The 14,411-nt window shown below is 63.1% G+C and carries 12 protein-coding genes; 8 read left to right on the top strand and 4 right to left on the bottom strand.

The features are described 5' to 3' along the window. Window positions 1-76: 76 nt before the first annotated feature. Window positions 77-3,850, top strand: a complete 3,774-nt coding sequence (locus NLM31_RS31435) for a LodA/GoxA family CTQ-dependent oxidase (RefSeq protein WP_254194830.1) — start codon at window positions 77-79, stop codon at window positions 3,848-3,850. Further along, the gene (locus tag NLM31_RS31430; RefSeq protein ID WP_254194829.1) at window positions 3,847-5,004 is read left to right on the top strand and encodes a tryptophan 7-halogenase; all 1,158 of its coding nucleotides are present in this window, start codon (window positions 3,847-3,849) and stop codon (window positions 5,002-5,004) included. Before NLM31_RS31435 ends, NLM31_RS31430 begins: the two co-directional genes overlap by 4 nt. 57 nt (window positions 5,005-5,061) lie before the next feature. Here NLM31_RS31430 and NLM31_RS31425 read toward each other — a convergent pair whose 3' ends face one another. Then, entirely contained in the window at window positions 5,062-5,415 is a 354-nt protein-coding gene (locus NLM31_RS31425; protein WP_254196306.1) for a RidA family protein, read from the bottom strand. A gap of 130 nt (window positions 5,416-5,545) precedes the next feature. Further along, a complete protein-coding gene (locus NLM31_RS31420; protein WP_254194828.1) occupies window positions 5,546-6,304 on the bottom strand; it encodes an SDR family NAD(P)-dependent oxidoreductase in 759 nt (252 codons plus the stop codon). Between the two features lie 165 nt (window positions 6,305-6,469). On the opposite strand from NLM31_RS31420, the gene NLM31_RS31415 reads away from it, so the two are divergent. The 6 genes from NLM31_RS31415 to NLM31_RS31390 are packed head-to-tail and all read left to right on the top strand — an operon-like array spanning window position 6,470 to window position 12,341. Then, window positions 6,470-7,735: an extracellular solute-binding protein gene (locus tag NLM31_RS31415; RefSeq protein WP_254194827.1), complete on the top strand. Its 1,266-nt coding sequence runs from the start codon at window positions 6,470-6,472 to the stop codon at window positions 7,733-7,735. A 2-nt stretch (window positions 7,736-7,737) separates the two neighbouring features. After that, the gene (locus tag NLM31_RS31410; protein WP_254194826.1) at window positions 7,738-8,679 is read left to right on the top strand and encodes a carbohydrate ABC transporter permease; all 942 of its coding nucleotides are present in this window, start codon (window positions 7,738-7,740) and stop codon (window positions 8,677-8,679) included. Beyond that, on the top strand, window positions 8,672-9,520 hold the full coding sequence (locus tag NLM31_RS31405) for a carbohydrate ABC transporter permease (RefSeq protein ID WP_375167513.1): 849 nt from the start codon (window positions 8,672-8,674) through the stop codon (window positions 9,518-9,520). The genes NLM31_RS31410 and NLM31_RS31405 overlap by 8 nt, the downstream gene beginning before the upstream one ends. Before the next feature lie 22 nt (window positions 9,521-9,542). After that, a complete protein-coding gene (locus NLM31_RS31400) occupies window positions 9,543-10,640 on the top strand; it encodes a Gfo/Idh/MocA family protein (RefSeq protein ID WP_254133011.1) in 1,098 nt (365 codons plus the stop codon). A gap of 10 nt (window positions 10,641-10,650) precedes the next feature. After that, a complete protein-coding gene (locus NLM31_RS31395) occupies window positions 10,651-11,295 on the top strand; it encodes a ThuA domain-containing protein (protein ID WP_254194825.1) in 645 nt (214 codons plus the stop codon). Further along, entirely contained in the window at window positions 11,292-12,341 is a 1,050-nt protein-coding gene (locus NLM31_RS31390; protein WP_254194824.1) for a LacI family DNA-binding transcriptional regulator, read from the top strand. Before NLM31_RS31395 ends, NLM31_RS31390 begins: the two co-directional genes overlap by 4 nt. A 16-nt stretch (window positions 12,342-12,357) precedes the next feature. Here NLM31_RS31390 and NLM31_RS31385 read toward each other — a convergent pair whose 3' ends face one another. Continuing rightward, window positions 12,358-13,347: a Gfo/Idh/MocA family protein gene (locus NLM31_RS31385; RefSeq protein ID WP_254194823.1), complete on the bottom strand. Its 990-nt coding sequence runs from the start codon at window positions 13,345-13,347 to the stop codon at window positions 12,358-12,360. A gap of 22 nt (window positions 13,348-13,369) precedes the next feature. Beyond that, a complete protein-coding gene (locus NLM31_RS31380) occupies window positions 13,370-14,404 on the bottom strand; it encodes a Gfo/Idh/MocA family protein (RefSeq protein ID WP_254194822.1) in 1,035 nt (344 codons plus the stop codon). Window positions 14,405-14,411: the final 7 nt, after the last annotated feature.

Raw genomic sequence — 14,411 nt, 5'->3', positions numbered from 1 at the left:
CCTTTCTGTTTCCTCATCGGGGGTTCATCAGCGCAAGCGAGATGGTAACCCCCGAGCATCTTGTGGGCCCGGCGTCATGACCATATTCAGAATTCATCCCGCCATCGGCGTCGCGCGTGTCGGCAATTCCGATGACTATGTCATCGCGCCGGAGACGATGGCGGGCAGCTTACTCCCCGGCGGCGGCCGTCTGACAGGCGGATTGCCGATCCGGCGCGGGACGGAGTCCGATCCCATTCGCAGCAGCGATCTTCGCGATGGGTCCGGGGCCCTGAAGCGTCACGCCGCGCGGTTTCGCCTTTTTTCCTACGCTGATGGCGGTTCGGAAAGCTGGCCCCGTGGCGACGGGCGCGAAGTGCGGATCGGCGACGAGATCGACGGGCGAAGGATCGCAGACATCATCTGGACCGTGCATGTCGCGAACAAGAAGACCAACTGGTTCATTCTCGCCGAGAGCGATCCGCAGGGAATCGCAAGCTACGAGGACGGGAATCTTCCCCCGATCCGAAATCCGTCCCTGACGCAGGCCGGCGCTCCGCAGCCGCCCGATAAGCTCGGAACGCTCGCTTCGCCGGATCGCTTGCGCAAGCTCGTGATCGATCCGGGCCCGCGTGTCGTATCCGGCGTGTCGGCAGCGCCTGTCCGCTTTGATGCACCGACACCTGCCAGATATTTCGACGGTGCCCGCGGAGCGGTCGTCGATATGCCGAACTACCCGAAATCGTTTCCATCCGATGACCTTGGGCAACTCGATTGCCCGTCTGGCGCGATCGACAGCCTGGGCGAAATTCAAACCGATTCCTCCGGCCGGCTTCTCGTGCTCGGCGGTCGCGGCCGCGCGGTTGCGTGGAAGATTGCGGGAAAGTCGCCCCTCGACGATGACGTCAACAACGATCAATGGTTCGACGACACGTCGGACGGGCCAGTCAGCGCGACGATTGTGTTTGAGGACGGCGGCCGCGCAGCCGCCCACGGCGCGTGGGTGACGGCGACCGATCCTTCCTTCGCGCCGCAAATCCTCAACGTCGTCTCGATGTGGGATGATGTCTACGACGTCTGGGTACGACAGCTCGAACTCGCCCCCGACATATTCGACAACGCGACCAAGGACTACAACCCGGCCTACATGCCCACTTTCGTCGACCAGGTTGCGCCCATCCTCAAAAGCGCGAGCCAGCAGCACTGGGTGGCCAATCTCAGCCAAACCGGCATCTCCGCACATGCTGCTTTGGCGCGGATTACGGAAACGACCGATCCCGCGCGGACGTCACTCGCCGGTCTTTCCGCAGTCTTCAGGGATCCGTCGCAGGATCAGAAGAGAAATACTACACTAATGCCCTTGCACCTCGGCGATGCAGATGAGTCGCTGCTCGCTCTGCGGAGAACGCAGTACTTCTTCCTGCAGCAATGGAACAAGGGGCTCGGCCATTTTCGGCCTGGCTTGAGCGCCCTCGGCCCGGGGGAGTTCCTCGACAAAGCGACGCTCGTCAATTGCATCGGCGGCAGGTTGAGCCCGGGGATCGATCTGACATTCGTGATGCGCGAGCCGGCGCTCTACGTACTTCCCTGGCAGACGTCGGGAGCCGGGCCGTTCAGAATTCGGGCGAAGGCGCTTGCTTACGATGCCGGACTCGCCGGCGGTAGACCATTCCTCAGTGTCGGTTACGTTCCTCGCCATGACGATCAGTCGGGTCTTGAGCCCGGTGATCTCTCCAAGTTCCTGGCCCTGCCGTGGCACACCGATTACAATTCTTGCGCAACCCATCCGCTCGATCCTCCTGTGGGCAAGACTCGGACCTTGTTCTGGTCGTGGCCGGCGCAGCGGCCAGTTGCGGTCTACGACGCATCCCAGGTGGGCTGGGGACCACGCGACCTCAACGATCCAACCGACGGCTTCCAGCTGGGGCCGCAGCTATGGTCGCTGCGCGGCTGGGGCACTGACGCTGCGGATGCGGAGAATTGGGGAAGATATCAAGAGCGCAAGGACATGCTCTACAACTGGCACCGCATCGGCACGGTGCTGCAGTCTCCGGCGATTGCCGATCTGCCCCAGTCCAGTCCACCTGGCACCAGCGTGCATGAAGACTGGTACCTCGAGGTCGAGAGCCTGCTGCGCGACACCGGCCAAACGCCGGTCGTGCCTTTCCCGAACTATGCCACGGAAATTCCCACTCCAGATCCGAAGCCGACACATGATGACGCCGGGCCGACCCCCGACAATCTGAATCCGGGTGCTGTTCGGGAGTTGTTTCATCAACTTCTCAACATCGACGAATATCCCGGAGCGCTGCGGAATGCACGGCGCTATGTGGACTTCTGGTTGAAATGGGCCGAAGTCTTTTCGCTCGATCCCACGGTTGCCTCGTACGATCGCACGTTCTTCCCCTATTCGCCTCAGGCGATCGAGGACAGGATGCAGCTGATCTACCAGGAACTGTCGGATGACGCCGATCTCGTGGACCCCGACCCGTTGATCACGAACGTCGGGCAGATGATTACCCGTATCAAGCAGTTTACGCCGCTGAACTTGCTGGACGGCGCCTGGCTTCGCAACATCGGGAAGGCTGGCCCGACGGACGAAGTGCGCGCGCTGCTGTTTTCGATCTGGATGGACGAGTTCGGCGACGGGGAGGTGTCGAAAAACCACTGCAACATCTATCTCGACCTCTGTCATAGCGTCGGGTTCTATCCACCGGAGCTCACCAGCCGCGAGTTTGCGTTCGACGAGGAGCTTCTGGACAGCGCGTTTACGGTGCCGACATTCGAGCTCGCGATCTCGGAGTTCACCGAGGAATACTATCCAGAGATCCTCGGCATGACGCTGCAGCTGGAGTGGGAGGTGCTCGGTCTCAAGCCAACCCGCGATCTCCTCGCGAGCTTGGGACTGAATTCGCATTTCTACGTCATGCATATCGGTATCGACAACGCCGTCAACGGCCACGGTCGTCGTGCGCTCGATGCGGTTCTGCTCTATCTCCAGACGATACAGGGGGCCGGTGGGACCGATGCGGTCAACAAGGCATGGCGGCGGATCTGGAACGGCTACGTCGCATTCGGGCAGATCGGAAGTTTGGGCGCGCAGCTCCATGATCTCATAACCAATCCTCCGAGCCTGGAAGAGAGGATGATCGCGCTCATCAAGAGCAAGGCCGATTTCGGCAGTCGAAACCACCAGGCCCACGCATTGCGCGGGACGCCGATCAACGAGCTGTTCGCCGTGCCGGACCAGTTCCTGCAGCTCATAAAGTCCGACCTGTTGACACCCGGTGATTGGGAGAACAGCAGGCTGAACCAGCTGATCCAGTTTCAGACAGGCGCGATGTTCAGGGTGTTTACCGATGATGAGATCGATCTCCTGAGGGACTATACCTTGTCTTTGGCCGGCGGTCCGAAACCGCCTCCGCCAAAGGGGCTGCCACCCGCGGCTGCCATGGAGGCGGTGCTCAAGCAATTGAAGTCACAGCAGACAGGCACGCCCGGGCACACGGCGAATTCGCTCACTGACGAGTCCGGAGTGGCGCATACGATCGCCTGGTGGTTCGATCAGCCGCCGGCTGCGTTCATGGCAGCTCTCGCATCGCCTCGTAACAACATGATCACGCCGGGAGATCCCGGGGCGAGCGCCTTCCTTACAACGTGGATTGCGCCCAATGGACCGATGGGAGGCGTATTTGGCCAGATGGCCGTAGACTCTCCCGGCATGACGTGTCGTGCAGTCGTTCAACGCTGGATCGCCAATGGTTGTCCGGCCGTCGACGAGGTCATTCGAATGCTGCGGCTCACCACGCCGTCGCCGAAGCGGCAGCGGCACAAGACCGGACGCATGTTTGGGATGGGTAGTGTCCATTGAGCGGAGCGATCAGGAGCGACGTCGTCGTGGTCGGTGGAGGAATCGCCGCCTGCGCTACCGCTATCGCGCTCGCTCGAACAGGCGTCAGGACCGGCCTGTCCTATTCCGTAACCACCAGACCGCGGCTGGCGGTCGGTGAGACCGTCCCGCCCGATGTACGGAAACTTCTCGGTGAACTAGGGGCTTGGGAGAAGTTTCTCGAGCAAAGGCATGAGGCATGCCTCGGCAGTTGTTCGGCATGGGGCGGGACGGAGCTGGGTTATAATGATTTCGTGTTGAATCCGCAGGGCAGCGGTTGGCACCTGGACCGCGCCCGGTTCGAGGCACTGCTGCTCGGAGAAGCAGAAAGCCGCGGCGTTGCCCTTTTCCCGATCGCCAAATGCGCCTCACTCGAGCAGGCTGCGGACGGAGGTATCGTTCTCGGCGCGATCACCCCGAGCGGGGACGGCCGGCATCTCACGGCGCGCTACATCGTCGATGCCACCGGATCGCGCTCGGTGATTGCGCGCCAGATGGGCGCGCGCCAGATCCCGCTGGATCGATTGAGCTTTGTCTATGGGTTCTTCGATGCGCCGGAGGCGGCCGCTCCCTCGCAACTTACTCTGCTCGAAGCGCAGGAGCTCGGCTGGTGGTACAAGGCGCGGTTGCCCGATCGCAGGCTCGCCATCGCCTTTGCCTCGGACGCCTCGATCATTCGGGACCATAATCTTGCGCACGCGAGCGAGTGGCTCGCTCTTCTCCGCACGACGAGCCATGTGGCGCAGGCGATCGAAGGATATCGGCTGAAGGATATCGTCGTGCGCGCCGCACCAAGCTTTCGCCTGGACCGCGTCACCGGCGCCAATTGGTTGGCCGTAGGAGATGCGGCCGCGGCCTGTGATCCAATTTCCTCACAGGGCATCATGAACGCGTTGGAGGACGGCATTCGCGCCGCCGCTGCAATTGCCGGCGTCCTCGGCGGGCGTTCCGACGGCAACGATCGCTACGCCCGATATCTCGACGCCCGATACACCGAATATGTGGTGAACCGAAACTATCTCTATGGCCTGGAGCGGCGTTGGCCGAAATCGCCGTTCTGGCAACGACGATATGCTCGCGGCGGCGCAGCGCAGTCTGCCGAGGAGAGGGTTGTGCAACAACGGATGTTGGTTTGATAGCTCGAACAACGCCGCGCCGTTCGTTCGCCTCGGATCGGATGTCTGCCTTCAGCTCTAGGCTCGACGAGCCGCAATTGCGGTCATCTCGAGCTTGACGCCGGGGCCGAGGTCGGCCACTCCGATAGCCGCGCGCGCCGGTAGAGAAGTCTCCGCGAAAAATGCTTTCCAGGCCGTATTGAATGCGGCCTTCTCGCTGAGCTTCGTCAGGAAGATCGTCACTTGCAGCACATGAGACCGGTCGGATCCCAGTGTGTCCAGCAAGCGCGACAACTGGCCCAGTACATCGTGTGCCTGGCCGGCCATATCGAGGCTTGTGTCCTCGGGGACAATCCCGCCGATGTAGAGCACACCGTTGTGCTCGACAACCTCGTGGAGCAATCCCTCATACGGTAGGACGCGCTTGATCATGATGCTGCCTTTGACGTTGCCGGTGCGACGAAAGCTGTACGGCGTATAATCGCCCACCTGACAAGTCAACACGCCTCATCATCAACGCGTCCCGGCTCGAAGCTTGTGCGCCGGCCATCCTCAAAGCATCTTAGACCCACCCGCCATCGACGACATAGTGCTGCGAGGTGCAAGCGGAAGCCTCGTCGGAAGCGAGGAAGACGGTGAACTTCGCGACCTCGTCCGGCACCAGCCTGCGCTTCAGGCACTGTCGCTGCTGCAGTTCGACCTCGCCCGCCGGCGTCATCCATTTCTCCAGCTGGCGCTCGGTCATGATCCAGCCCGGCGCGATCGCGTTCACGCGGATATTGTAGGGACCATAGTCACGCGCCAGCGAGCGCGTCAGACCGATCACGCCTGATTTGCTGGCGGTGTAGGCGGCCATGCCGCCTTGTCCGGCCATCCACGACACCGAGCCGAAATTGATGATGGCCCCGGCATTCGCTGCCTTCATGTCAGGCAGCACGGCTTGCGACGCAAAGAACTGGTGCTTCAGATTCACCGCGATGCGGTCGTCCCAATATTCCGGCGTCATCTCCTCGGTCTTGTGCCGTTCGTCATGCGCCGCGTTGTTGATCAGGATGTTGATCGCGCCGTGCGCCTTGCGTGCCTCCGCCACCCCGGCGCGTAGCGCGGGAATGTCGGTCAGGTCGACGTGCTGGAAATGCGCAGCCAGTCCCTGATTGGATAGCTCGCGCGCCAGGCGCTGGCCTTCGTCGACCTTGATGTCGAAGAACACGACCTTGGATTTCTGCTCCGCGAAGCGCCGCACGATCGCAGCACCAATTCCCGCTGCACCACCGGTGACGAGAACGACCTTGCCGGCGAGGTCGGAATAGATGGCAGCCATGGGCACCTCTCAAGTTTGTTGCGGGCGGCGATCAGGCCGCCCCGACTCTTTTCCGCACTTTAGCCATTCTGCCCGTGAGGTGCATAGGTCAGAATTTTAGTTGCGTACCTCAAAAATTGAAGGCAGGATTGCAGTCAAAGAATAAGACTCGATCGGGAGGATGTGATGAGGCTGCTTGCCAAGCTGGGACTCACCGCTGTTGCATGCCTGCTTTGGGCCAGTTCCGCGTCGGCCGACACCACCGTCAAATGGCTGCATATCGAGGTCAATCCGGCCCAGGTGAAGATCTGGGAGGAGGTTGCGCGTGCCTATGAGGCGTCGCATCCGGGTGTGAAAATCGAGATGCAGTACCTCGAGAACGAGGCCTACAAGGCCAAGCTGCCGACCATGCTGCAATCGAAGGACCGGCCGCACATCATCTATAGCTGGGCCGGCGGGGTGCTGAAGACGCAGATCGACGCGGGCGTGCTGGAAGACATCACCGATTCCGTGAGGAGCGGGGGCTACGGCGACACGATCGCACCGGCGGCGCTCGCCGCCTTCTCCCAGAACGGCCGCGTCTTTGGACTTCCGATCGCGCTGTCGCAGGTCGGCTTCCTCTACAACAAGGATTTGATGGCCAAGGGGAATGTCGATGCGAGCAAGATCAAGACATGGGACGATCTGCTCGGCGCGGTGAAAGCGCTAAGGGCCGCGGGTGTTACGCCGATTGTGGTTGGCGGTGCCGACAAATGGCCGCTGCATTTCTATTGGACGCATCTCGCCGTGCGCGTCGGCGGTAAGCCGGCCTTCGAGGCAGCGCTGAAGGGTGAAAACGGTGGCTTCGCCGGTGAAACTTTTCAGAAATCCGGCGAGTTGTTCAAGCAGCTTGTCGATCTGCAGCCGTTCCAGAACGGCTTCCTCGGCTTTAAGAACCCGCAGGCCGTCGGCTATTTCGGTGACGGCAAGGCCGCGATGATCCTGGCCATCTCGTCCTTCTACCACACCCAGCGCGCGCTCGCCGCCGACAAGGTCGGTCTCACCGACGACAAGCTCGGCTGGTTCGATTTTCCGGTCGTCCCCGGTGGCAAGGGTGATCCGTCAGACACGCTCGGCGGCATCACCGGCTGGCTGATCACCAAGGGGGCGCCCAAGGAAGCCACCGACTTCCTCAAGTACTTTATCTCCAAGGACGTGCAGGCGCGGCTTGCCGCCGGCAACTTCATCGTTCCCGTCGTCAAGGGCGGCGAGGCCGGCCTCAACAGCGCGTTCATGAAGCAGATCGCGGCCAATCTGGCGAAGTCCAACTATCACCAGAACTTCTACGACCAGAGCCTTGGACCCTCCGTCGGTCGTGTCGTCAACGATGTCACGGCAGAGATCGCCGGTGGCAGCATGAGCCCGCAGGACGCTGCGAAAGCGATCGAAGCGGCGTACAAGCAGGGTAACTGACGGTGGCGCGACGGATCGCGATCGCGTCGCCGATGGGCGTTGCTGACGAGACGGCCCCGCAGGTCGTGGCCCGCGGCCCGAGTTGGGACGGCCGCTTCACTGTCCTGATCCTGTTCCTGCCGCCGGCGCTGCTGCTGTTCACGCTGTTCGTGGTGCTGCCGATCGGTGAGGCCGCCTGGTATTCCGGCTTCAGCTGGAACGGTTTTGGCAAGCCGACCAACTGGATCGGCTTCGACAATTACCGCTTCGTGCTGGAGACGCGCGCCTTCTGGCTCGCGCTGCGCAACAACGGGCTGATCATCGCAGTTTCGCTCGCGATCCAGCTGCCGCTCGCGCTCACGCTGGCCTTGATGCTCGCCGAGAAGTTTCGCGGCGCGGTGGCGCTGCGGATGCTGTTCTTCATGCCCTACATCCTGGCCGAGATCGCGACCGGGTTGATCTTCAGCTTTGTCTACGACGGCGACTACGGCCTCGTTGCTTCGATCTGGCGCACCTTCGGCGCCGAGCCGCCGCATCTGCTGGCCTCGACAGACACGGCGATGCTGGCGGTGCTGATCGTGATCGTCTGGAAGTACTTTGGCTTCCACATGATGCTGTTCATCGCGGCGCTTCAGAGTCTCGACAAGAGCCTGGTCGAGGCGGCGCGGATCGACGGCGCAACGCGCTCGCAAACGCTGCGGCATGTCGTCATCCCCTTGCTCTATCCCACGATCCGGCTCTCCGTGTTCTTCGCCATCGTCGGCTCATTGCAGTTGTTCGATCTCGTCATGCCGCTGACGCGCGGGGGACCGGCGGATTCCTCCAACACCATGGTGAGCTTCCTCTACAACAACGGCATCTCGCGCATGCGGGTCGGCTACGGCAGCGCCATCGGCGTCATCCTGTTCGTGATCTGCGTGACCTTTGCCTTCACCTACAAGCGATGGTTCATGCGCGATGAGTAGTGCCGAGACCACCCGCGCGCCGTTCGATCCCGCCATGCTGTTCAAGGCGGCGTTCCTCGCCGTCGTTGCCATCTTCGTGCTGGTGCCGCTACTCGCGACCCTGCTCGGCGGCTTCAAATCGCTGGGCGAACTGCGGGTGAGTCCGTTTGGCTTGCCTCGTCACTGGGAATGGCAGAACTATGCCGACATCCTGTTCTCCGGGCGCTACTGGCAGCTCCTGCGTAACTCGCTGATCATCTCGACGCTGACGGTGACGTTGACCCTGATCACCGCCTCGATGGCAGCGTTCACCTTTGCCCATGTCAGGTTCTACGGCTCATCGATGCTGCTGAGCTACCTGACGCTTGGCCTGCTGTTTCCTGCCGCGACCGCCGTGCTGCCGCTGTTCATCAAAGTGCGCGATCTCGGACTGCTCGATACCTACTTCGGCGTCGCGCTGCCGCAGGTCGCCTTCAGCCTAGCCATGAGCGTGCTGCTGCTGCGGCGCTTCTTCAAGGACATCCCCCATGAGCTGCTCGAGGCGGCGTTGGTCGACGGTTGCAGCTACATCAAATTCTTCCGCTACGTGACGCTGCCCTTGTCGCGGCCGATCCTGGCGACGGTCGGGACCATTACCTTCGTCAACAGCTGGAATGCCTATCTGCTGCCGCTGGTGATGCTCAACACCGATGCGCTCTATCCCTGGCCTCTCGGCATCATGATTTATCAAGGCGAATATTCGTCCGAGTGGCACCTGATCCTGGCCTTCATCACGCTCACCATCCTGCCGACGATCATTCTGTTCCTGCTGGCACAGAAGCACATCGTCGCCGGCCTCACGGCGGGCGCGGTCAAGGGGTGAGCAGGACTTCACGGAGAAAAAAATGAGAAAAGTCGGCGTCGGAATCATCGGCTGCGGTGTCATCAGCACCGCTTACATCAAGGCGGCGCAGCGCTTCCCGGTCATGGAGGTGAGGGCATTGGCCGACATGCGTAGCGATGTCGCGGAGCGGCAGGGCGCCGCGTTCGGACTGCCGGCGATGCGGGTCGATCAGCTGCTCAAGCGCGACGATATCGAGATCGTCATCAATCTCACGGTGCCGCTCGCCCACACCGACGTCAGCCTCGCGGTGCTGAACGCCGGCAAGCACGTTCACTCCGAGAAGCCGCTCGGCATCAACGTCGCGGAAGCCCGCAAGGTGATGGATCTTGCAGCGCAGAAGAGTTTGCGCGTCGGCTGCGCGCCCGACACGTTCCTCGGCGGCGGCCACCAGACCGCACGCAAGCTGATCGACGACGGCGCGATCGGCACGCCAGTGGCAGGCAGCGCCTTCTTCGGTTGCCCTGGCCACGAGCGTTGGCATCCGGCGCCGGGATTCTATTATCTGCGCGGCGGCGGACCAATGCTCGACATGGGTCCGTACTACATCACCGATCTCGTGCAGCTGCTCGGTCCGGTCGCCAGCGTGATGGGCTCGACCGCGCGCCCGAGATCCGAGCGCCTGGTCACCAGCCAGCCGATGAACGGTACCTTGATCCCGGTCGAGGTGTCGACCCACGTCGCGGGCACGCTGGAATTCGAGAGCGGGGCGGTCGTCTCGATCGCAATGAGTTTTGATGTGCCAAAGCATCGGCACGCGCCGATCGAGATCTATGGCGACAAAGGCAGCATGCTGGTGCCGGACCCGAACCGCTTCGGGGGTGAGGTGCAGGTCGCCAAGACCGGCGGCGAATTTGAGACGGTGCCGCTGACACACGGTCATGTCGAAGGCGAGTTCCGTTCCATCGGCGTCGCCGACATGGCTTCCGCGATCCTGAACAACCGGCCGCACCGCGCCAGCGGCGCGCTCGCCTTCCATGTACTGGAGGTGATGGAGGCGTTCCAGACCTCCGCCGACGAAGGGCGGCGCGTCAAGATCGAGAACCGCGTCGAGCGGCCGGCGATGCTGCCGGCCGGACGTGAAACCGGACAGATCGACTGAGGAAATGACCATGCGCAAGGCAATGATTGTATGGGGTGGCTGGCCGGGACACGATCCCGATCTCTGTGCCTCGATGATCCGCGGCTGGCTGAAGGCGGAAGGCTTCGAGGTCCGGATCGAAACCACGACGGAGGCGTTCGGCGATCCCAAAATCCATGATCTCTCCTTGATCATCCCGATCTACACCATGTCGAAGATCGAGAAGGCGGACGCGCTCAATCTCTGTGCAGCGGTGCGTGGGGGCGTCGGGCTCGCCGGCCATCATGGTGGCATGTGCGATGCGTTCCGCGATTCTGTGGACTACCAGTTTCTGTGTGGTGGGCAGTGGGTTGCGCATCCCGGCAACATCATCGATTACAAGGTCGACGTGACCAAGCCTGACGACCCCATCATGAAAGGCTTGAAAGACTTCGAGCATCGGTCCGAGCAATATTATATGCATATCGACCCCGCCATTGAGGTGTTGGCGACGACGACCTTTACCGGCGAGCACGCATCCTGGATCGATGGGGTGGTGATGCCCGTGGTCTGGAAGAAGCGCTACGGCGCGGGCAGGGTGTTCTATTCCTCACTCGGCCATCGTGCCTACGAGCTCGACGTCCCGGAGATCCGGACCTTGATGACCCGCGGCATGTTGTGGGCGGCGCGCGAATGACAGCTGGCGCGACGCAGCCGGCCGTTCGTGCCACGCTGGAAGACGTCGCGCGTGCGGCGGGCGTTTCGCTCGCTACTGTCGATCGCGTCGTCAACCGGCGCGAGGGCGTGCGCGCCAAGACCGTCGCGCGCGTCGAGGCTGCGGTCGCCAAGCTCGGCTACCGCGCGGACGTGGCGGCCGCGCGGCTCGCACGTGGGCAGAGTTTTCGCTTCGCCTTCGTGCTGCCGTCCGGCAGCAACAGCTTCATGACCAACCTGACCGAGCAGGTCCAGCGCACCGCGGACTGGATCGCCGGCCAGCGCGGATTCATCGATATCCTCCATGTCGACGTGTTCGATCCGGATGTGTTGGCCGGTGCGCTGGAAAACCTGTCGCCGGCCTATCAGGGCGTCGCCGTCATCGCGCTCGACCATCCCCGGGTGCGCGCCGCGATCGACGAACTCACCGCGCGCGGGGTTGTCGTGGTCACCCTAGTGTCGGACGCGCCGAGCTCGCGCCGCCTGCATTATGTCGGTATCGACAACCCGGCCGCGGGACGGACTGCGTCGACGCTGATGGGACGTTTCCTGGCCGGGGGCGAGGGGACGGTCGCCGTGATCGCGGGATCGCTGTCGCTGCGCGATCACACCGAGCGGCAGTTCGGCTTCCACCAGATCCTGTCCAGCGAATATCCGAACCTGCGTGCGTTACCAGTCATCGAGGGGCGCGACGACAGCGAGCGCACGCGGGAGCTCACCGCCGCGCTGCTCGCACGTCATTCCGATCTGCGCGGCATCTATTGCTGCGGCGCCGGAAACCGCGGCATCGCGGATGCGCTCGAGGCCTCCGGTCGCGCGCGCGAGGTGGTCTGGATCACCCATGAGCTGACGCAATACACGCGGCGCTTCCTGGTTCGCGGCACGCTCGATGCCATCATCAACCAGGATCCCGGCCACGAGGCGCGGTCCGCGGCGCGCGTCCTGCTTGCGCATTGCTCCGGCGAGCCGATCAGCCCCGACCAGGAGCGCATCCGCATCGACATTTTTCTGCGGGACAATCTGCCGTAACGTCGAGCATCGCCTCTCAGCCCCAGCGTATCGGTTTGCCGCCTTGCTTCGCGCTTTCCTCGGCGAGGATCGCGATGCGCGTGGCGCGCAGGGCGTCCGTTGCCGAAATTTGCAAGGCTTCGCCGCGCGCGAGATGATCGAAGGCGAAGCCGGCAGGCGAGCCGCCCGGGGGAAGTTCGACCTCACGTCTCGCTCGTGTCGCGGTTTCGACGAGCAGGCGGTTCTCGGCGAAGAGAACGTCCGCGCGCCCGCGTGTCCCCGAGATCCGCATGGCATAGTCGCCGTGACGGGGAGAAGCTTCGGGCTGAATCCAGTCCACTTCGATCGAGAATTGCGGGCCGTTGTCGCAGGCGAGGATGGCGCGTCCCAGGGCAGGGAAGCTCGTTGTGCCGGCAGCGGGGGTAGGCGAGACCCAGCCGCTGATCGTGCCGCTGGTGCAGCCCGTCAGCCAAAGCGCCAGATCGATGTCGTGGACCGTCAGGTCGGCGAGAATGCCGCCATAGGTCGACGGCTCGAACATCCATGCGGGACGCCGGCTTGGTACGAGCTTGTGGGGTCCGGTCGAGCTGATCGAGACGATGTCTCCCAGTTCGCCGCTGTCGAGCACCGAACGAAGCGCGAGCGTCACAGGATAGAAGCGCTTCTCGAGCAGAAGTGTCAGCAGGTTGCGGCCTGCGAGGGTGTCCTCGATCAGGGCGAGCTGGGGAAGCGTCACCGCCATAGGCTTGTCGACGATCGCAAAAACATTCCGGCGCAGCAGTTCGGCGACGATCGGAGCTCGGAGGCCGAATTCGGTGAAGACCGCGACGGCCTGGACCTTATGCGCGTCCAAAAGCGCGATCGGGTCGGTGTAGCCGCGCGCCTGCGTGCGCCGTTCGAGCTCGACGAGACGCACCGGGTCGTGATCGGCGACTGCCGCGATCCTAACGTCGGTCCTGACAGCGATCTCCGAGAGCACGTATTCGACGTGTGGATGAGCGGCGCCAATGATGGCGATGTCGAGCATGGGGGCGCTATCGGCCATCGAGCTATACCAGTGGCGAGATGTCGTTCGGGGTGACGGCCCGGCCTTCCGCGGCCGAGCGATAGATGGCGGTGACCACGCGCGTAGCCTCGAATCCATCCCGGAACGGCGTGGCGGGTGCTCGTCGTTCCCGGACCGCCCCGACGAAGTCGCGCCATTGCGCGATATGCCCCTCGATGCCGATCGCCTTTGGGTCGTTGGCGGCACTTCCCGGTCCCGTCGCGCTCGCCGGCTGTGAGACACCGGGAAAATCCCAGCGAACGATGCTGTCGTGCGCGAGCTCGCAACTGCCGCGATCAGTGAACAGGCGGAGCATGGCCGGCCGTCCCGGTGGCAGTGCCGTGCTCGTCACGATCACGCCGAGCGTGCCGGAGGCGAAGGACAGCAGCGCCGCCGTCGTATCTTCGATCGCGTGTGAATGTCCGAGCGTCGCCGTCTTGCCTTGAACGCTCGCAACCGGTCCGAACAGCCAAAGCATCAGATCCAGATTGTGGACGCCCTGATTGAAGAGCGAGCCGCCGCCGTGATCGGCTTCGGCGCGCCATGGCTTCTCGGCATAATATGCGTCGGATCGATACCAGTGGATCGCCGCTTCGATCAGGCGCGGTTGCCCGAGGTGGCCTGCCTCGAGCAGCGTCTTGATCGCCTGGTGCTGTGGCTCGAGGCGGCGCTGCGAGACCACGCCGCATGTCAGCTGCGAGCTCTCGGCCGCGCGGACCAGGGATGCAGCCTCGGCTGGATCGACGCAAAGCGGCTTCTCGACAAGCACATGCCGCCCCGACCTGATGGCGGCGAGGGCTGCGTCATGATGCGCGCCACTCGGCGTGCAGATGACGACGGCGTCGATCTCTGAGCCGGCCAGCATGGCTTCGGTGGTTGCAAATGTCGGAACGGGTTGGCCATCGATGCACGCGGCGATCTGCTCGGGCGTGCCGCCGGCGACAGCAGCCAACACGGTTGCGTCGAGCGCCCTGATCGCACGCGCGTGCGTTTCGCCGATCGCGCCCGGACCGACCAACCCGATGCGAAGTTGGCTCATCTCAATT

This window comes from Bradyrhizobium sp. CCGUVB4N (assembly GCF_024199945.1).
Taxonomy (GTDB): Bacteria; Pseudomonadota; Alphaproteobacteria; order Rhizobiales; family Xanthobacteraceae; genus Bradyrhizobium.
The sequence above is the reverse complement of the archived record's forward strand: the minus strand, read 5'-3'. Positions and strand labels throughout refer to the sequence as shown.